This is a genomic window from Polaromonas sp. JS666, assembly GCF_900103405.1.
In the GTDB taxonomy this organism is placed as follows: Bacteria; Pseudomonadota; Gammaproteobacteria; order Burkholderiales; family Burkholderiaceae_C; genus Polaromonas.
The window spans coordinates 701,423-719,137 of the sequence record NZ_FNHX01000002.1; the positions used below are offsets into that span (position 1 = coordinate 701,423).

19 protein-coding genes are annotated in these 17,715 nt (G+C 61.8%); 5 read left to right on the forward strand and 14 right to left on the reverse strand.

Annotation, left to right across the window (positions count from 1 at the left end):
- Positions 1 to 4: 4 nt before the first annotated feature.
- From BLQ85_RS07725 to BLQ85_RS07780, 12 genes are all read right to left on the reverse strand, one after another.
- Complete coding sequence (locus tag BLQ85_RS07725) at positions 5 to 1,915, reverse strand: bifunctional sugar phosphate isomerase/epimerase/4-hydroxyphenylpyruvate dioxygenase family protein (protein ID WP_074575716.1); 1,911 nt, start codon at positions 1,913 to 1,915, stop codon at positions 5 to 7.
- Between the two features lie 23 nt (positions 1,916 to 1,938).
- Positions 1,939 to 2,391, reverse strand: coding sequence for a type II 3-dehydroquinate dehydratase (gene aroQ, locus BLQ85_RS07730; protein ID WP_074575717.1), 453 nt, complete (start codon positions 2,389 to 2,391; stop codon positions 1,939 to 1,941).
- 23 nt (positions 2,392 to 2,414) lie between these two features.
- Positions 2,415 to 3,458 carry a Gfo/Idh/MocA family protein gene (locus BLQ85_RS07735; RefSeq protein WP_074575718.1) on the reverse strand — a complete coding sequence of 348 codons (1,044 nt, stop codon included), beginning with the start codon at positions 3,456 to 3,458 and terminating at the stop codon, positions 2,415 to 2,417.
- A gap of 36 nt (positions 3,459 to 3,494) precedes the next feature.
- A complete protein-coding gene (locus tag BLQ85_RS07740) occupies positions 3,495 to 4,268 on the reverse strand; it encodes an amino acid ABC transporter ATP-binding protein (protein ID WP_305790504.1) in 774 nt (257 codons plus the stop codon).
- A 27-nt stretch (positions 4,269 to 4,295) separates the two neighbouring features.
- Positions 4,296 to 5,138: a transporter substrate-binding domain-containing protein gene (locus BLQ85_RS07745; protein WP_074575719.1), complete on the reverse strand. Its 843-nt coding sequence runs from the start codon at positions 5,136 to 5,138 to the stop codon at positions 4,296 to 4,298.
- 61 nt (positions 5,139 to 5,199) lie between these two features.
- On the reverse strand, positions 5,200 to 5,850 hold the full coding sequence (locus BLQ85_RS07750; RefSeq protein WP_074575720.1) for an amino acid ABC transporter permease: 651 nt from the start codon (positions 5,848 to 5,850) through the stop codon (positions 5,200 to 5,202).
- Entirely contained in the window at positions 5,851 to 6,519 is a 669-nt protein-coding gene (locus BLQ85_RS07755; protein ID WP_074575721.1) for an amino acid ABC transporter permease, read from the reverse strand.
- 13 nt (positions 6,520 to 6,532) lie between these two features.
- On the reverse strand, positions 6,533 to 7,354 hold the full coding sequence (aroE, locus tag BLQ85_RS07760; RefSeq protein WP_074575722.1) for a shikimate dehydrogenase: 822 nt from the start codon (positions 7,352 to 7,354) through the stop codon (positions 6,533 to 6,535).
- A 56-nt stretch (positions 7,355 to 7,410) separates the two neighbouring features.
- Complete coding sequence (locus BLQ85_RS07765; protein WP_074575723.1) at positions 7,411 to 8,631, reverse strand: CaiB/BaiF CoA transferase family protein; 1,221 nt, start codon at positions 8,629 to 8,631, stop codon at positions 7,411 to 7,413.
- Entirely contained in the window at positions 8,628 to 9,119 is a 492-nt protein-coding gene (locus BLQ85_RS07770; protein WP_074575724.1) for a MaoC family dehydratase, read from the reverse strand. The genes BLQ85_RS07765 and BLQ85_RS07770 overlap by 4 nt, the downstream gene beginning before the upstream one ends.
- Positions 9,119 to 9,520: a VOC family protein gene (locus BLQ85_RS07775; RefSeq protein ID WP_074575725.1), complete on the reverse strand. Its 402-nt coding sequence runs from the start codon at positions 9,518 to 9,520 to the stop codon at positions 9,119 to 9,121. The genes BLQ85_RS07770 and BLQ85_RS07775 overlap by 1 nt, the downstream gene beginning before the upstream one ends.
- A gap of 38 nt (positions 9,521 to 9,558) precedes the next feature.
- A complete protein-coding gene (locus tag BLQ85_RS07780) occupies positions 9,559 to 10,518 on the reverse strand; it encodes a ketopantoate reductase family protein (protein WP_074575726.1) in 960 nt (319 codons plus the stop codon).
- A gap of 111 nt (positions 10,519 to 10,629) precedes the next feature.
- Here BLQ85_RS07780 and BLQ85_RS07785 point away from each other — a divergent pair, with 111 nt between their 5' ends.
- On the forward strand, positions 10,630 to 11,532 hold the full coding sequence (locus BLQ85_RS07785) for a LysR family transcriptional regulator (RefSeq protein WP_175456071.1): 903 nt from the start codon (positions 10,630 to 10,632) through the stop codon (positions 11,530 to 11,532).
- Positions 11,533 to 11,578: 46 nt separating this feature from the next.
- Here the strand turns inward: BLQ85_RS07785 and BLQ85_RS07790 are convergent, their stop codons facing one another.
- Positions 11,579 to 12,499, reverse strand: coding sequence for a LysR family transcriptional regulator (locus BLQ85_RS07790; protein ID WP_074575872.1), 921 nt, complete (start codon positions 12,497 to 12,499; stop codon positions 11,579 to 11,581).
- Positions 12,500 to 12,643: 144 nt separating this feature from the next.
- Here BLQ85_RS07790 and BLQ85_RS07795 point away from each other — a divergent pair, with 144 nt between their 5' ends.
- From BLQ85_RS07795 to BLQ85_RS24205, 4 genes are all read left to right on the forward strand, one after another.
- Complete coding sequence (locus BLQ85_RS07795; RefSeq protein WP_074575728.1) at positions 12,644 to 13,783, forward strand: ABC transporter substrate-binding protein; 1,140 nt, start codon at positions 12,644 to 12,646, stop codon at positions 13,781 to 13,783.
- Between the two features lie 15 nt (positions 13,784 to 13,798).
- On the forward strand, positions 13,799 to 14,587 hold the full coding sequence (locus BLQ85_RS07800; RefSeq protein ID WP_074575729.1) for an enoyl-CoA hydratase-related protein: 789 nt from the start codon (positions 13,799 to 13,801) through the stop codon (positions 14,585 to 14,587).
- 156 nt (positions 14,588 to 14,743) lie between these two features.
- Positions 14,744 to 15,925, forward strand: coding sequence for an acyl-CoA dehydrogenase family protein (locus BLQ85_RS07805; RefSeq protein WP_074575873.1), 1,182 nt, complete (start codon positions 14,744 to 14,746; stop codon positions 15,923 to 15,925).
- Positions 15,926 to 16,368: 443 nt separating this feature from the next.
- Complete coding sequence (locus tag BLQ85_RS24205) at positions 16,369 to 17,025, forward strand: hypothetical protein (RefSeq protein WP_139200917.1); 657 nt, start codon at positions 16,369 to 16,371, stop codon at positions 17,023 to 17,025.
- 131 nt (positions 17,026 to 17,156) lie between these two features.
- Here the strand turns inward: BLQ85_RS24205 and BLQ85_RS07810 are convergent, their stop codons facing one another.
- Positions 17,157 to 17,522, reverse strand: a complete 366-nt coding sequence (locus tag BLQ85_RS07810) for a hypothetical protein (RefSeq protein ID WP_217631806.1) — start codon at positions 17,520 to 17,522, stop codon at positions 17,157 to 17,159.
- Between the last annotated feature and the right edge of the window lie 193 nt (positions 17,523 to 17,715).

The following is a 17,715-nucleotide window of genomic DNA, read 5'->3' on the forward strand; positions in this document are numbered from 1 at the left end:
GTCTTCAGGCGGCGGCGTCCCGCCATTGCGCCAGCGCACCCAGGTGCACGGGGGCGTTGGCAATGCCGTACTGCTGGTAATTGCCGCAGCGCTCAATCATGCTGAAGAAAAAACGGCCGTCAAATGGTGTCGTATACGCCTGGAAAAATTCACCGTCGGCATCCCGGTCGTACATGATGCCGAGCTCCCGCATGGACGCGAGCAGCGCCGGGTCCAGGTCGTATTTCGCTGCCAGGTCATCGTAGTAATTTCCGGGAACGGCAAGCAGGCTTGCGCCCTGCGCCTTGAGCCTGCGCATGGCGGCCACGAGGTCGCCCACGGAGATTGCGATCTGCTGGACACCCGCGCCGCCGAACTGCGAGACCGTCCTGGCGGTGGACGTGTTCTCACGCTCCGAGACATTGAGCGCATACCGGACCTCCCGGCCCGAGGACTCCATGACACGGTTGCGGATGATGCCGTAGGGATCGTGCATGACGGTGCTGGACCCGGGTTTCAAGCCCAGGACCGCGCGATAGAACAGGGTCCAGGGCTCGACCTGACCGGTTGGAAGCACCTGGACCAGGTGGTCGATGCGCGCGCCCTCGCCAAAGGCGGTGCCGGCGGACGGCGCGTTGTCGATGATGAAATCGGCTTCGAAGCCATGTTCGCCGCCTGCGTGCACGTCAAAGAAGTAAAGCAGGCTCCCGTCGGGCGCGCGCACCGCCGGAATCGTCAGCTCGTTCTGGCCCACCCGGCCGGCCACACGCGTGCAACCGAACGCCTCGGCGCGGCTGAGCGCCGCCAGCGCATCGTCGGTCGCCAGCGCGGTGGCGCAGGCCGACACCCCGTGGGCTTCAAAATAGGCGCGCGCGAAAGAGTCTTCCTCGAGGTTGAGCACCACCCTCACCTCGCCCTGGCCATAAAGATCGACCGCCTTGGAGCGGTGTTTGCCGATGCGCCGAAACCCTATGGCCTGCAAAAACTGGGCGAGCCGTGCCGCGCTACCGGCGTCGACCGCAAATTCGACAAAAGACCAGCCGCGCAGGACCGGCGGCGGCGGTGGATCAAACAGCGAGACCCTGCGGCTTTCGCCATGGGACTTCCCGGTCTTCAGCGAGGCCACGTCCCGCATCTGTTCCTCGAGCCAGAGCAGCGAGCGCATCGCGTCGGCTGCGGTCGCGCGCGCCGGCGCGGCGCGGAATTCGTCGTTGAAAATTTCGAGCGATAGCGGGCCTGTATAGCCGGCATCGAGCACCGCGGCCGTGAACTTCGCCATCTCGAACTCGCCCTGCCCCGGAAAACAGCGGTAGTGGCGGCTGTGGCTGAGAACATCGAGCTTGACCCAGGGCGCATCGGCCAGCTGCACGTAAAAGATCTTGTCTCCCGGGATCTGTGCGATCGGCAGGGGGTCATCGCGCAGGGCCAGCGTGTGGAAGCTGTCCAGGGCAAGCCCCAGGTGCGGATGGTTGGCGCGCTGCACGACCTGCCAGGCCTGGCCGAAGCGGTTGATCTGCGGCGCCCAGGCGAGCGCCTCATACCCGACCCGCAGGCCGCGCCGCCCCGCCCTCTCGGCGAGCTGGTGCATCTGCTCAGCCAGGATTTCGACATCCCCCGACGCATCGGACTGGGCGTTGGTGCACACCAGTATCAGCGGCGCACCGAGTTCCTGCATGACGTCGAATTTGCGCTCCGCGCGATCCAGGTTACGCAGCAACTGCGCCGGGGGCACGCCGTCGAAATCGCGGAAGGGCTGGAACATGTCGATCGAGAGGCCCAGGTCCTCGGCGATGCGGCGCACATCGCGCGGCGAACCCGGAAACTGCAGCAAATCGTTCTCGAATATCTCGACACCGTCAAACCGCGCGGCCGCCGCGGCCTGCAGCTTCTCCCTCAGCATGCCCGACAGCGACACGGTGGCAATGGATCGACGCATCGTAGACCTCGCGACGATCGGGTTCAAGCCGTCCGTCGGGCGGCCTGCGCGGCCGACACCGCCGCGCGCAAGCCCAGTGTGTAGCTGTCGACGCCAAATCCGCAGATCTGGCCCTTGACGATTTCAGCGAAGACCGAGTGGTGCCTGAACTGCTCCCGGGCATGGATATTGGACATATGGATTTCAACAATGGGCACCGTGAGGATGGCCAGTGCATCCCGAATCCCGTAGCTGTAGTGGGTCCAGGCGCCGGCGTTGATCAGGACGGCATCGACGCCGTCCGTGAAGCCCTGGTGGATGCGCTCGCACATGGCGCTCTCGCTGTTGGTCTGGAAATGTTCAATGCTCGCGCCGAGCTCCCGGCCCAGCGCCATGAGGGTGGCATTGATCTCGTCAAGTGTGATGGTGCCGTACTGGACCGGGTCGCGCTTGCCGAACATGTTGTGGTTAATGCCGTGCAGCATGAGTATCTTCATCGGGTTCCTTCTTCTGTGAAAAATCAAAGTTCCACCGTGCGGCCGGACTTCGCCGCCTGCACGATCGCTTCGGTCACGCGCAGGTTGGCCAGGCCGTCCCTCGCGCTCACCAGGGGTTGCGCCTGGCCGCGTATCACCGCGCCGAAATGCTCCATCTGGCGCTTGATCGGGTCGTCGCGAACCATGCCTACCACCCCCTGTTCGAACGGTTTCCACCAGGAGCGGTCTTCGGTACGCGGGTAGGTTTTGAGCCTCATCGTCGGCACCGACAGGCTGCCGTTGGTGCCTGAGATGACATAACAATCCTCGTCGTCATAGCTGGGGTAGGCCTTGTTTTCCTGCGAGGTCTGCTCCCAGCTTCGGGCGCTGGCGGCTGTATCCGAAAGCATGAAGGTCCCGAGCGCGCCACTTGCGAACCTCAGGGAGATCGCCACGGTGTCTTCAACGGGAAACCCGCGTACCGCGTGCGAAGCCATGGCCTGCACCGCCACAATCTCGCCGCAGAGCATGCGCAGGTTATGGACCTCGTGGATCATGTTGAGCAGGATAGGCCCGGCGCCCGGCTCCCGCCGCCATGGCGCGTCATCGTAATAATTGTCGGGCTTCAGAAAGGTTGCACTGCCAGTCACCGAGACCAGCCGGCCGAGCTGGCCGGACTCCACGACCTCGCTAGCCTTGGCCATGATCGGGCTGTGGGCGCGATGGTGGCCAATCAGCACCTTGGCACCAGAGCGCTCGACCAACTGGACCAGGCGCTCGCCTTCGGCGAATGTCGGTGCCAGCGGCTTCTCGAGCAGCATCGGCAAACCGGCGTCGATGCAGCACATGGCATGCTCAACATGCAGCTGGTTGGGTGTCGCAAGCACGATGCCATCGGGACGGTCCTTCGAAATCAGTTCCTCCAGCGATGCGTAATGCGGCACGCCGGCAGCGGCCGCCAGTGCGGCGGCGCCAGGCGCCGGATCGACAATGGCGGACAAGGTGCAGGTGGGGCTGCTGCGCACCACGCCCACGTGGGCTTGCCCGATATAGCCGGCACCGGCTACCGCGATCCTGGTTTTTGGCATGGGCTTCCTCTGCGCGGAGCTAGTCTGGTTCCGGCTTCAGTGCCCGGCCAGGATGTCACCGAGAAATGCCCGCGTGCGCTCGTGTTTCGGGTTCGCGAAGAACTCCTTGGGAGGGCCTTCTTCGACGATCTGTCCGCTGGCCATAAAGATCACGCGGTCCGCGACGGCGCGTGCAAAGCCCATTTCATGCGTGACGCAAATCATGGTCATGCCATCGTTCGCCAGCGCGACCATGGTATCGAGCACCTCCTTCACCATCTCGGGGTCCAGCGCCGAGGTCGGTTCGTCGAAAAGCATGACCTTGGGTTCCATGCACAGCGCACGCGCAATCGCCACCCGTTGCTGCTGTCCGCCAGACAGTTGCGCTGGGTATTTTTCAGCCTGCTCCCCGATCCGCACCCGCTCGAGCAGGCGCCGCGCCGTGGCCTCCGCCTGGGCCTTGGACAGCTTACGCGTGTTGATGGGCGCGAGCGTGCAGTTTTCCAGCACCGTCAGGTGCGGGAAAAGATTGAACTGCTGGAATACCATGCCGACCTCGGCGCGCACGGCGTTGATCGCCTTGGCATCATTGGTCAGCGCGATGCCATCGACGAGGATGCGCCCCTTGGAGTAGCCCTCAAGGTGGTTGATGCAGCGGATCAAGGTGGACTTGCCCGAGCCCGAGGGCCCGCACAGGACAATTTTTTCCGCTGCGCGGACCGACAAATTGATGCCGGTCAGGGCCTGGAAGGAGCCGTACCATTTATCGACGTCTTCCATCACGATCATCGGGGTGCCCGCGCCGGCAGGCTGGTTGGCGGTTTGATTCATGGCTCTGGCTCTTTCCGGACGACGGGATTACTTGGCAACGAAGGGAACGCCTTCGATGCTGGCCGGGAAGTTCGTCATCGACGTTCCGGTCCACTTCTGCTGGATCTTGGCGAGCTCGCCGTTGGCCTTGATCTTGTCGATGAAGGCGTTGAGGACGGTGTTGAGCTCCTTGTCTTCCAGCCTGGTGCAGGCGCCGTTGAACAGCTGCGTGAACTCGAGCTTGTTCTCGTAGGTATTGGGCGTGGCTTCATTGAGGCGGCGCGCATAGAACACATTGCCGCCGACGGCCTGGACCTGACCGGAAAGCAGCGCCTGTATCGTGGCCGCATCGTTGTCGAATCGGCGGATGACCGTGCCCGGAGGCGCATTCTTGGTCACGTCGCTGTCCTGGGTGCTCGAGCGCGGCACGCCGATCACCAGCTTGCCCATGTCGGCATTGGTTTTCACCACCACGGACTTGGCCGCCACCAGAAAGATCGAGTTGCCGATATAGGGCTTGCTGTACTGCACGGCTTTGGCGCGGTCCGGAAGCATGGCCATCGTCGCGAACAGCACGTCGACACGTCCGGACGTCAGCGCCGGAATGCGGTTGGCGACCTCCAGGCCGGCGAATTCGACCGGCACGCCGAGCTCCTTGGCAAAGGCTTTCGCCATGTCGGCGTCGATGCCGTCGGCCTGGCCGGTCGTCGAATCGACGAAGCCCCAGGGCGGGTTGGCGGCCTGGATGCCGACCACCAGCTTGCCTTTGGCCTTGATCTCGGCCGAGGTAATGGCCCGGGCGGGAGCGGTGATCAGCGTGGACGCGGCGATCAGGCCTGCAACGCCGAGCATCAGCTGGCGGCGCTTGGAAGAAATCGTTTTGAAAGTCATGTCATGGTCTCCGGTTTAGGTTTTTTTTGAAAGCGGGTGACTGGAAGCTTGTCAGGAGCGGTCACCGGGCGCCCGTGGCAAGTCGGCGTTCCAGCCGCGACCCATAGAGGGAGAGCGGCCAGCACATCGAGAAGTAAAGAATGGCTACGACGGCATAGACCAGCAGCGGCTTGAAATTCTGGTTCGAGACGATGCTGCCGCTGCGGGCAAGCTCGTTAAACCCGACGATCGCCGCGAGCGAGGTGCCCTTGATCAGCTGAACCAGGAAGCCGATGGTCGCCGGAAGGGAAATACGCAGCGCCTGGGGCAAGACGATCTTGCGCATCCGCGTGAGGTAGTTGACGCCAAGGGCGTTTGCCGCTTCGGTCTGGCCGCGCGGAATCGCTTCGATCGAGCCGCGCCAGATTTCACCGAGAAATGCGCTGGCATGCAGCGTGAAACCAATCGCAACGGAAGCCCACGGGTCGAGCTTCAGCCCAATCAATGCCAGGCCGTAGTAGGTCACGAACAACTGCATCAGCAAAGGCGTTCCCTGGAACAACATGATGTAGCCGCCGGTGATGCGCTTGAGCGTCCTGAAACCGGAGGTTCGCGCGAGCGCGATGAGCAATCCGGCCACAGCGCCCAGGGACAAGCCGATCAGCGACAAGGCAACCGTCCACTGCAAGCCCTTGAGCAGGAACAGGAATTGGGAAATGGTGAAGGCGTCCATCTATTTCACCGGGTAGTTGAACATGCGCTGGGCAATGGCGCTCATGCCCATGAGTAGCGCCGTCGACATCGCAAGATAGAGGAATGTCACCGTGCCGTAGACCTCGAAACTGCGGAACGAGTCCGATTCGATGCGCTGCGCAACCGAAGTCAACTCATAGGCCGAGATCGCGGAGGCGATGCTCGTCGTCAAGGTCAACAAAATGAACTGGCTGGCCAGGGAAGGAAACACCGCCCGCAAGGCAGGCTTGAAAACGATCAGGCGGAACACCTGGAGCTTGCTCAGGCCCAGGGCATGGCCCGCTTCGATTTGCCCTTTGTCGATGGCCTGTACACCGCCGCGCAGAATCTCGATGGCATAGGCGCCGCCGTTCACGCCCAGCGCAATGATCGCCGTCGGTGTCGGATCCAGCCGGATGCCCACCAAGGGCAAGGCAAAGAACACGAAATAGATCTGGACCAGGAAGGGCGTGTTGCGGATGAGCTCGACGAACGTAATGACCATCCAGCGTACCGGCGCCACATGAGACCCCCTGAGCGCGACGCCGACGGCACCAATCACCGAGGAAAGCAGAAGGCCCGCAAAGGCGAGGCCGAGGGTGCCGGCACACCCCATCAGCAGGTCTGGAAACCCGTTGAGCACCGGATTGAAGTCGAATTTGTAATTCATGCGAAATTCCCGATCAACCCAGGGGCACGGTCAGTTTTTCGATCACCAGGCGGGTGTCGGGCCTCATGCCGCGCCACCACTCGAAGGCTTCGGCAGCCTGTTCGGCGAGCATGCCGACACCGTCGGCAATACGTTTGACGCCGGCGTTCCGGGCAAGGCGAAGAAAGGGCGTCAACCCTTTGCCGTAAGCCAATTCGTAGGCCAGCTCGCAGTTGGCGAAAACCGTTGCAGGAACAGGCGGCAGCTCGGCGCTCAGGCTGGCCGAGGTGGCGTTGAAGACCAAGTCGAAATGCTGGCCGGCCAGGTCCCCATAACCGCACGATGTCAACGGGATATCGCTGCTGACCTCGCTGACCAATTGGGAAGATTTTGAAAGAGTCCGGTTGACGATCAACAACAAAGCCGGCTTTTCGGCAAGAAACGGCAGCAATGCACCGCGGGCGGCGCCGCCCGCGCCCAGCATCAGGATGCGCTTGCCTTTGAGCGCGCAGCCAAGGTTGTGGGTGACGTCACGGACCAGGCCCACGCCGTCGAAATTCTCCGCGTACACCACGTCGTTTTCGAACTTGAGCGCGTTCGCCGCCCCCGCCAGCTCGGCCCGCTCGGAACGCTTTCCCGCATAGGCGAAGGCATCGAGCTTGAAAGGCGCGGTGATGTTCATGCCGCGGCCGCCGGAAGCCCGAAATTCATCCAGTTGAGCTCTAAAGCTTTCAGGAGAACCCTCGATCGCCCGGTAGGCCATGTCTTGCCCGGTGGCCTCGGCGAACATGCCGTGTATCAGCGGTGATTTGCTGTGCCCGATCGGACGGCCGATCACGGCGTATTGGTCAGTCATTGATTTGTCTCCGATTTCCGCCAGTGGACTGGCTTCTTTGTTCCAGACACCCGCCTTTATTTCACGGCGCTCTCCGCGTAAAGCACGCCGTCCGTGACCATCCGGTCGATCTCCGCCGCCGAGTAGCCAAGGCCTGCGGCAATACTGCGGTTGTGCTGGCCCATCAGCGGGGCCGGCATCGTGATCGTCGTATCGCACCCCGAGAAGTGGAAAGGCAGGTTCGGTAGCTTGACCTTGCCGAGGACGGGGTGCTCCTGCTCGATCAACATGCCGCGGGCAAGCACCTGGGGGTCGGCGACGACCTCATCGATGCCCTGGACCTTGGCGCTTGGCACTTCGATGGCATCGAGTTGCGCGAGACAATCCGCGACCGTTCGGGTCGACACCCAGGTTCTTACGACGGGCAGGATTTCGAGGCGGTTCGCGTTCCGTCCGCTCGCACTGTGAAAGCGCGCATCAGCGGCGAAAGCCGGGCCGCCCACCAGGGCCGCGAGCCGTTTCCAGGCATCGTCAACCTGGGCGGCGATCACGATATAGCCGTCGGTGGCGCTGAACACGCCGTACAGGGTCGATTGCGGCAGGTCGTGGCCGGTTTGCACCGGGATCTCGGTGCCGCCGGAGAAGGTGTAGCACTGCACCGCGTATTCATGCATCGAGACGAGGCAGTCGTAGAGCGCCATGTCGATGTGCTGGCCCAGCCCGGAACTCACACGACCCAGCAGGGCCGCGCAGACTGCGGCAACGCCGTGGATGCCGGTATACATGTCGCCCAGCGCGATGCGCAACAGCGGCGGCGCCTCGCCCGGATTGCCGACCATGGCCATGATCCCGCTTTTGGCCTCGGCGATCAAACCGAAGCCCGCGCGATGCGAATCGGGACCGGTGTGGCCATAGGCCGAGACGGAGCAGTAAACGAGTTTGGGGTTTCGCTTCGAAAGTTCGGCATAGCCAAGGCCGAGCCGGTCCAGCGCGCCGGGCCGGTAGTTCTCGAGGAACACATCGGCGGTATCGGTGAGCTTGTGCATCATCTCAAGCCCGCGCGGGTCCTTGAGATTGACGCAAAGCCCCTGCTTGCCCATGTTTTGCTGGAGGAAGTAGCCGCTCTGCCCGTTCACAAAGAACGGGTGCGCGCGGCCCGCGTCGCCCATCGTGGGGCGCTCTACCTTGATGACCTCGGCACCGAGCGCCGCGAGGCAGCGGCCCATGTAGGGACCCGCGAGGAAGTGCGAGTAGTCGATGACACGGATACCTTTGAGCGGCAGGGATTGGGCAGTCATGGTGCGGTTTCCGTAGAGGGGTTTCGGGCACCGGGACGGCGCGGGATCATGAGGCGGTGTTCGCCCTGCTGCAATACCTGGCCCTTCTGGTTGAACAGTCGGGTGGGCAATATGACGATGCCCCAGTCCGGCTTGCTTTTGGAAGCGCGCATGCTGCCGACGGTGAACTCAATGTGCAGCACGTCCCCGATGTAGATGGGGAGCGCGAAATCCCATGTCCAGCCCAGCGACATGCCGGGCAGGAAGCGGTATTCGCATTGGGTCTTCAGCCCGTCGGCCACCGAGAGGCCCATGAGGCCGTGTGCCACGCGCTGGCCGAAATGGCTGTTGCGCGCGTATTCCTCATCCACGTGCACGGGGGTGAAATCGCCGGTGAGCTCGGCGTAAGCGTCGATGCGCTCCGCCGTCACGGTGTAGGTCGGGCTCTTGCAGCTGTCACCGACGACCGCATCGTCCCAGTATTTTTCGGGGGTGGTGAAACTGCGCATCACTGGGCCCTCGGGTTGATGGCCAGAACTTCGACCACAGAGTTGCCGCTCGCCTGGATCAGCTCGATCGCCAGCCCGTCCGGCAGCTGCAGCCAGTTGCGCCCCTGGGGCAGCTGCTTGACCTTCCACTTGTGCGCCTCGGCAATCGCGGCGTCGAGATCCTCGACCATGATGCCGATGTGCGCGAGCCAGCCCGCGTCGTTGCTCGGCGGCGCCTCAAAGCCCGGCGTGGACATCAGCTGCATGCCGCCTATCGTCCAGTACTGGTTCGGCGCATCGGCGGGGCCGTCGATCTCGCGCACGTCCATGCCGAGTACCTGGTAGAAAAAGTCGATGTGCCACTGGATGTCGCGAACGCGCACCGCGACGTGCTCAACATAGGATTTTTGGGGATAGCTCATGTCTCTGTTTCTATTTATGTTTGTGTTTACGTTTATGTTTAGGTTTGTTTGGCGGTGCTTGGCAGCGGGAGGCCTCGCTCTATGCCCTTGATGCAGGCCACCAGCGCGGAATTGACAGGTGTCGCGACGCCGTAGCGCGCGCCCCAGCGCACAACGGCGCCGTTGACGTAGTCGATTTCGGTGACCGAGCCCTTCTCAAGGCTCTGCAGCATGGAGGCCTTGAACTCAGGGGGCAGGCCCTCGGCGGCTTTCAGCCAGGGTTGCCGGGGATCGGAAGTGGTGAGCGCGATGTCACCGGCGCGCGCGACCGCGATGGCTTCGGCGACGGCCGCCATGGCACAGTTTTCGACTTCCGGGATCGCGTAGAGCGCGCCGTAGTTCAGCCGGGTGATGCCGCTCAGTGCGCCGGTCGCCACATTGACCAGCAGCTTGTCCCACATGGTGCCCATGATGTCGCGGCTCACGGTCGTCACAAGGCCCGCGCTGGTGAAGGTCTCGGCGATACGCAGTGCACGTTCACTGACCCGGCCGTCAAGCTCGCCGACGATGGTTTCCTTGCCGCGCGTACCCGAGATGATGTGGCCCAGCCCGAGTGTCACGCCGCCCGCATAGGTCTTGCCGGCGAGGACACGCTCGCGTCCAACGACATCGGCCAGCACATCCTCGTGGCCCAGGCCGTTCTGCAGCGAGAGCACGACGGTTGAAGCCCCCATCACGGCGTGGGCCGACTCGATCGCCTCACGGGTATGGAAGGACTTGACGAGTACAACGATGAGGTCTGCCGGCCCCGTGCTGGTGTCCACCTGGTCGCAATGCGTTGCGGCATGCACCGGAACCAGCCTGTCGCCGCGCTCGTCGCGCACCTTGAGCCCGTCGCGACTCAGGGTTTCTACCAATGATCGACCGCGATTGATCAACCAGACCTCATGGCCGGCTTCGGTCAACACACCACCGATCGCACACCCCAGCGCGCCGGCTCCCAATATGCAGATTTTCATAGGGATGGATGCTAGGGACGCACCCAACTCTCGTCTATCCAATGCCTAGAATAGATAACATTGCGTTTTTCAATACAGCAGCTCAAGCCCGCTATGACCACCCCAACCCGATTGACCCCGTCCGAGATGGTGGACACGAATCTGCTGCGCCTGTTTGACCTGCTCTACAGCACCAACAGCGTCACCCGATCGGCGGAACTGCTTGGATTGAGCCAGCCGACCGTGAGCATCTGGCTGGTAAAGCTGCGCAAGCAATTCAATGACCCGCTTTTTGTGCGGACGACCGAGGGCATGCAGCCCACACCTCGTGCCGAAGCGCTGGTCGGCATTGTTCGTGCGGCGTTGGAGTCCCTGCGCCAGCTCTCGGAAAGTGAACCCGTCTTCCATCCGGCATCCGCCGTGCGAACCTTCCGCATTTGCATGACGGATGCGAGCCACATCACCCTGCTGCCCCTGTTGCTCTCGCATGTGCGCGCGCTGGCGCCGGGCATCCGGCTCGACGCGGCGCGCATCGATGCCGACATGCCGCGAGCCTTGCAGGCCGGCGATGCCGACATTGCGATCGGGCTGATCCCCCAGCTCGAAGCCGGCTTCTACCAGCAAACCTTGTTCACCCAGGACTGGGTCTGCCTTGCCAATGCCGGCCATCCGCGCATCGGCGACACATTGAGCCTTGACCAATATGCCGACGAGTCGCACATCCTGATCGGCTCGGGCACGGGTTCGATATTGCTCGGCGACGCCTTGAAACGCCAGAAAATCGAGCGCAAGGTTTTGCTGGAGCTGCCGGGCTTCCTGGGCCTGAGCGCCATCCTGTCCTCAACCGACCTCATCGCAACCCTGCCGCGGCAGATCGGGGAAACGCTGGCGCGCATGGCCGGCCTCAGGGTGCTGGCTTGTCCCGTGGCCATTCCATCATTCACCGTCAAGCAGCACTGGCACGCCCGCTATCACCACGATGCCGCCAACCGGTGGCTGCGCGGCGTTTGTGCAAACCTGTTCCTGAAGTCTTGAGTGGCGGCGGATTCAGTCCCTCAACGGTCGACCCTCTCTTGCTTCTTCATGCCTGGTGCATAAAAAGCCCCGCGCAGACGCCTCTCAACCATTTGTTGGCACTGTCTTGCTGGTACCGCGCATGCCAGTATTGCTTCACGGTAAAGCCCGGAATTTCGAACGGGCACGGCAGCACCCGCAAGTGGCCCGCGCGCGCCAGAGTCTCCCCGATCATGCGGGGCAAGGTGGCGATCAGGTTGCTGCCGCCCAGGATCGATGACAGCCCCAGAAAGCCCGGCAGTTCCAGGCCCACCTTGCGCCGGATCTGCAGCGACTCAATGGCGTTGTCAAGCAATTGATGGCCGGTCCCGGAGCTGATGCTGATATGCCTTTCCGCCTGGTAGGCCTCAAGGCTCCAGCACTGCGCCAGGTTATCGCCAATGCGGGGATGGTTGGCGTTGGCCAGGCATATCCAGTCCTGCTTGTAAAACGTCTGCTGGTAGAAGCCGGCATCGAGCCAGGGCAAATAGCCGAGGGCGATATCGGCCTCACCCGACTCCAGCTTGTCCGCCAGGTCCGGGCCGATGACGCTGGCCTGCAGGGAGATGCCGGGCGCAACCACATGGACATGGTTGAGGATGCTCGGGAGCAAGGTGATATGGCTGGCATCCGTCATGCAGATCGAAAAGCGTTTTTCGGCGGTCGCCGGGTCAAACGGTTTTTCCGGCCGCGACAGGCGCGACATGCCGGCCAATATCTCCCGCACCGTCCCGATCAAGGCTTCGGTGCGTGGGGTCGGGAGCATGCCTTTGGACGTCCTGATGAACAGGGGGTCATCGAGCTGCTGGCGCAGCTGCGAAAGCCAGGTGCTGATGGTTGACTGGCTTTGGCCCAGCGCATCCGCCGATCGGGTCACGCTTCCGGTGGCGCAGAGCAGATCCAGCAGCCTAAGGAATTTGACGTCGAGAAGCGGGGGATCGAGGTCCATCGCGGCATTGTCCACCATTATCGAATTTCTCGATGATGCAAATCGGATCCATCGAATGGACGAACGATGGTGTGCCACCTAGCATCTCCTGCAGTTCCATGGACCGTGGAACCCAGGCACACAACTATTCGTCAGGAGACAACCATGCTTCAACCACTGCGCCTCGCCGCTGCAGGCCTGGCCTTTGCGGCCATGCACACCCTCACCCCCGCACAGCCTGTTTCCATCGTTGGGCTGGTCGAGCTATCGGGAACCGGTGCCACCGCAGGCACCAACTACAACAACGGCGTGAAGCTGGCCATTGCGGAAATCAATGCGGCCGGCGGCGTGTTGGGCCGCAAGATCAGCTACAGCGCCTGGGACACGCAGTCGAATCCCGGCATTGCCAAGTCACTGGCGACCAAGGCCATCGACCAGGGGGCGCCCCTGGTGATGGGGCCGGTGTTTTCGGGCTCTATCCTGGTCAGCATGGCCGAAACCCGCAGGGCGGAAGTTCCCAACGTCATAGGCGGCGAGGCCGCCGCGATCACGCAGCAGGGCAATCCTTACGTGTTCCGAAGCTCCTTCACCCAGGCCGCCGCCATGCCCAAGGTGGTCCGCTATATCCGCGACAGCGTCAAGGCCAGGAGCGTGGCCATCATCTACGTCAACAACGACTTCGGCAAGGGTGGACGGGACATGGTCCTCAAGGAGCTCCAGGCTGCCGATATCAAGGTGCTCGCCGATATCTCGACAGAAGCCGGCCAGCTCGATTTCTCCAGCGCGGTGCTGAAGGCCAAGCAGTCCGGCGCGGATGCCCTTTTTGTCTACAGCAATGAGGAGGAATCCGCCCGGGTGCTGAAAGAGGTGCGCAAACAAGGCTATGACAAGCCGGTGATCGGCGAAACCACCCTGGCAAACGACAAGGTCATCGAACTCGCGGGGGAAGCAGCCAACGGCGTGGTGGCGCACGTAGGCTTGACCCCGGATGCGCCGAATCCGACCGTGCAGGCCTTTGCCAAACGGTACCTCGACGAGTACAAGTCAAAGGCGGATCACAACGCCATGAAAGGCTATACCGGCATGCACGCCGCCAAGGCCATTTTCGACAAGATAGGAAAGATCGATTCCAAGGCGTTCGCGGCCGCGATGCACGGCGCCAGTATCTCGGCAAAGCAATATCCAGGGGTGTTGTTCGACGTCAAGTACGACGACAAGGGCGACCTTGATCGAGAGAGCTTCATCGTCAAAATCGTCAACGGCAAGGCGCAGGTCATAGAAACGCTCAAGCCGGCTGCCAGGTAAGGGGGGCGCGTCAACATGGCCGGCCCCTCCTTCGAGCACTGCAGGTACGAGCGGCACGGGCGCGTTCTTGTCATCACGATCAACCGTCCGCAGGTTCTGAACGCGTTGAACCCGGCTGCCCATTTCGAGATGGCGCAGGCCTTTGATCTCTACGCCGCGGACCCCGACCTGCACGTGGCCATCCTGACCGGCAGCGGAGAACGCGCATTTTGCGTGGGTACCGACCTGAAGGAGCTCTCAAGAACAGGCGAGCACCGCAAACCGGCCAGCGGCTTCGGCGGCATCACCACGCGTTTCGACCTTTTCAAGCCGGTGATCGCGGCGGTCAACGGCCTGTGCCTCGGAGGCGGCGCCGAGATGGTGGCCGCCTGCGACCTGGCGGTCTCCTCGGACAGCGCCAGTTTCGCCATGCCGGAGCCGCTGGTGGGCCTTGCCGCCCTGGGTGGGGGCGCCTTGCAGAGACTGGCGCGCGAGATGCCGATGAAAGACGCGATGATGCTGATCCTGACCGGCCGGCGCATTGACGCGCAGGAAGCCAGGCGCATCAGCCTGATCAACGAGGTGGTACCGCATCAGGAATTGATGCCCGCGGCATTCGCCCTGGCCGGGCGCGTGCTCGCCTGTGCGCCCTTGGCGGTGCAGGCCTCCAAACAGGTGATGCTGCAAAGCCTTGACATGCCCGATCTGCAAACGGCCATGAGCGCCCGCTACGAGGCGGCAGAAAGGATGCTGGCCAGCCAGGACGCGATCGAGGGTCCGCTGGCCTTCGCCGAGAAACGCAAACCGGTGTGGACAGGTCGCTAGAACATAGCGACACGCAGGTTGCGGCCCGCCAAAAACACCGCCCGACCGGGAGAAAAGCGCCGCCGGGCTCCTGTACGCTTTATCCCTCATGCGGGCATCGAATTGCCGGAGGCGCCCGGTATGACCCGCCGCATACAAGACGACCTGGAGAAAGACATGGATTTCGCACTCAACGAAGAGCAGAAAATGCTGGTCGCAACGGTACGCCGTTTCATCGACGAAGAACTCCGGCCGCTTGAAGACGAAGTCGAACAGCAGGGCTTTCTGGATCCGGACAAGGCGCGCGCCATCCACGAAAAATCCAGGGCACTCGGCCTGTACGCCACGAACATGCCCGTCCAGTTCGGGGGCGGCGGGCTCGGCGCGGTCGATACCATGCTGCTGGAAGAGCAGTTCGGCCATACGACCGACATCCTGATTCGCCGCGCGTTTGGCAATGTCTATGAGGTGCTGCTTGCCGCCCGGGGGGAGCAGGTGGGGCGCTGGCTCGAACCGGCGGTACGCGGCGAACGGGTCTGCTCAATCGCCATCACCGAAGCCGGCGCCGGTTCGGATGCCGGCGGCATCACGACGCGTGCCGTCAAAACGGCCGACGGCTGGCGCCTTTCGGGCAGCAAGCACTTCATCAGCGACGGCGAAATCTCCGACTTCTTTGTGGTGTCGGCGCTGACCGGCGCGGCCGACGACAAGGACGGAAAGAAAAAGATATCGCTGTTCCTCGTCGACAAGGGCCTGCCTGGCTTTACCCTCGGCAAGGACCAAAAAATGATGGGCCTGCGCGGCACCAGCCACCTCGAGTTGTGGTTCGACAACGTCCCCCTTGAGCCCATCGCACTGCTGGGAGATGAAGGCAAAGGCTTGCAGCAGGCCCTGGGTGTGCTGGGTCGCGTCAGGCTCGCCCAGGTCGGTGCGCGGGCAGTGGGAAAAGCCAGCCACGTCCTCACATTGATGGTCGACTACGCCGCACAGCGAAAACAGTTTGGCAAACCGATCGCGGACTTCCAGCTGGTGCAGCAAATGCTCGCCGACAGCGTGATCGACATCAACGCCGCTCGCCTCATGGTTCTGCATGCCGCCTGGATGATCGACCAAGGCCTCGATGCCCGCGACTGGATCTCCATGGTCAAGGTGCAGGCCGCAGAGGCGCTGGGCCGCGTGACCGATCGGGCCGTCCAGGTATTTGGAGGAATGGGCTACTGCAAGGAGCTGCCGATTGAACGCTACTACCGCGACGCCCGGATTTACCGGATTTTCGACGGCACCTCCGAAATTCATCGTACGGTGGTCGCGCGCAGCCTGATGCGGCATGGGGCGTCGCTGTTCGATATCACCGCTTGAAGCGCCATCCTGCTCAAACCCATACCAGACGCCATTGGGCGAGCCTGGTGTCGGCTTGTCGGGTGTGGGCAACGTCAACGCATTGACATTGCCCGGGCCCTGCTCAAGAAGCGCAAGGTCTTGGTTTTCGGCGAAACCACCAGCAATCTCGACAATCAGACGGCCGAGCACTTCACCCAGACCATCAATCAATCATTGCGCATGTCCTGCCGCGGGGTTGCAGGTCGATGAGGCCATTCAGTTCGGCCTGAGAGCTCCGGCTAATGACGGTCCATCGACCGCCTCGGGCCCATCGCAGCCCAAACAGATGGCGGTGATTGAGGGTGAGAGGAAAAATTGTGAAGATTTCTCAGAAGAACAGCCAACCGAAACGGCTACTCTCTTCATACTGACGCTAAGTCACTCGCTACTACGGTTATCAAAATCCCCGAGGGAACATATCCATGAAACGTCGAACATTTGCGGCTGCAGCAGTCACGGCACCTTTGTTGAGTGCTTGCCTTTACGACGATATCTTCGCGTTTGAATGGGAAGAAGAAATCCAGCTACATGATCAAAGTGTGATCGTGGCTCACGTGAAACATACCTTTGCGCGGATCACTCAAGGCATTCTTCCCTATGGTGGCATGATCGTTCCGAGAGACTGCACGCTCTCATTTGATGCAGGGGTGCCTGCCGGAAAGGTTGGCCAGCTTTTCAGGAATTTTCGACCGGTTTTTCTCGATCGAGACGATGGAGTTTGGTACGCGGTATTGGAGGGCGCATATTTCACCAAATATAAAGAGACAACCGGTCAATATTGGGGGGAATACGAGGCACCAGGTGGTCACCGGACGATAGCGCTGCTGGACGGGAAGTGGCAGCCCATCTCACTGAAACGGTTGCCCGCCAAATTCAAAATAATAAACATGCTGCTTCTTGTAGGGACAGCAGATGAGTGGGCCAAGTTTGACGGCACTCGATTGACGCTAAACCAGAAGGCTGGCTGGTTGCTAAAGCATCCTCCCACCCCTGACAACTATTTTTTGAGTCGACCACCTGAAGTCGATCCCGCAAGCTCAGACCCCATGAAATCGCCAATTCGGGGAGCCTCCAAATGACATACGAATACGCGTTGCTTGCAGCAGATCCATATAGGGATGCGTGCTGAATTGCGCTGAAGTCTGACCCGAGTTTGATCCCGCGTCGCCACGTTTATCACGCCTAATTTTCGCCTGCACCATCAGTTGGCTCATTTCAGTATCTGGCGTCTCTTCCAGACGTAGCTGAAAGCCTTCAACGAAAACAGGAACAAGCCAGCCGCGACACCAAACCACAGCAGGCCCACAAACTTCGGCCCACCGCTTTGCAAAACTTCTTCCACGGCCTGGCAAAGCCACCGTCGGCGCCCATTGCATGCATCCGGCACATAACGGGCGTTATCCATGAAATAGTCCAGGCCGGCACTGAAACAAAATGCGCCGAGTGACAGGCCACCGATGAGGCCCGCAATGGATTGCCGGAGGGTGTTGTCAATAAGGAGCGCGCTTGCAGCGCACAGAAGGGCAATGCTTACGAGCATCCCCTTCCAACCGTTCAGAGCAAACAGAAATGCCATCAGCCCCAATACAAAGGCACAAAGCAGTTTGAAGCCAAATCTCATTTTCTTCCCACGATTATTTGAATTGCGCTGAAGTCTGACACTGAAACCTCGACTGTCCTCGTTGTAGCGGAGAGATCAAACGCCGGCACCGTACATTCCCGCAAATTGCGGCGATGTAACAACACAGGAGAGCGTCATTTGTAAAAGG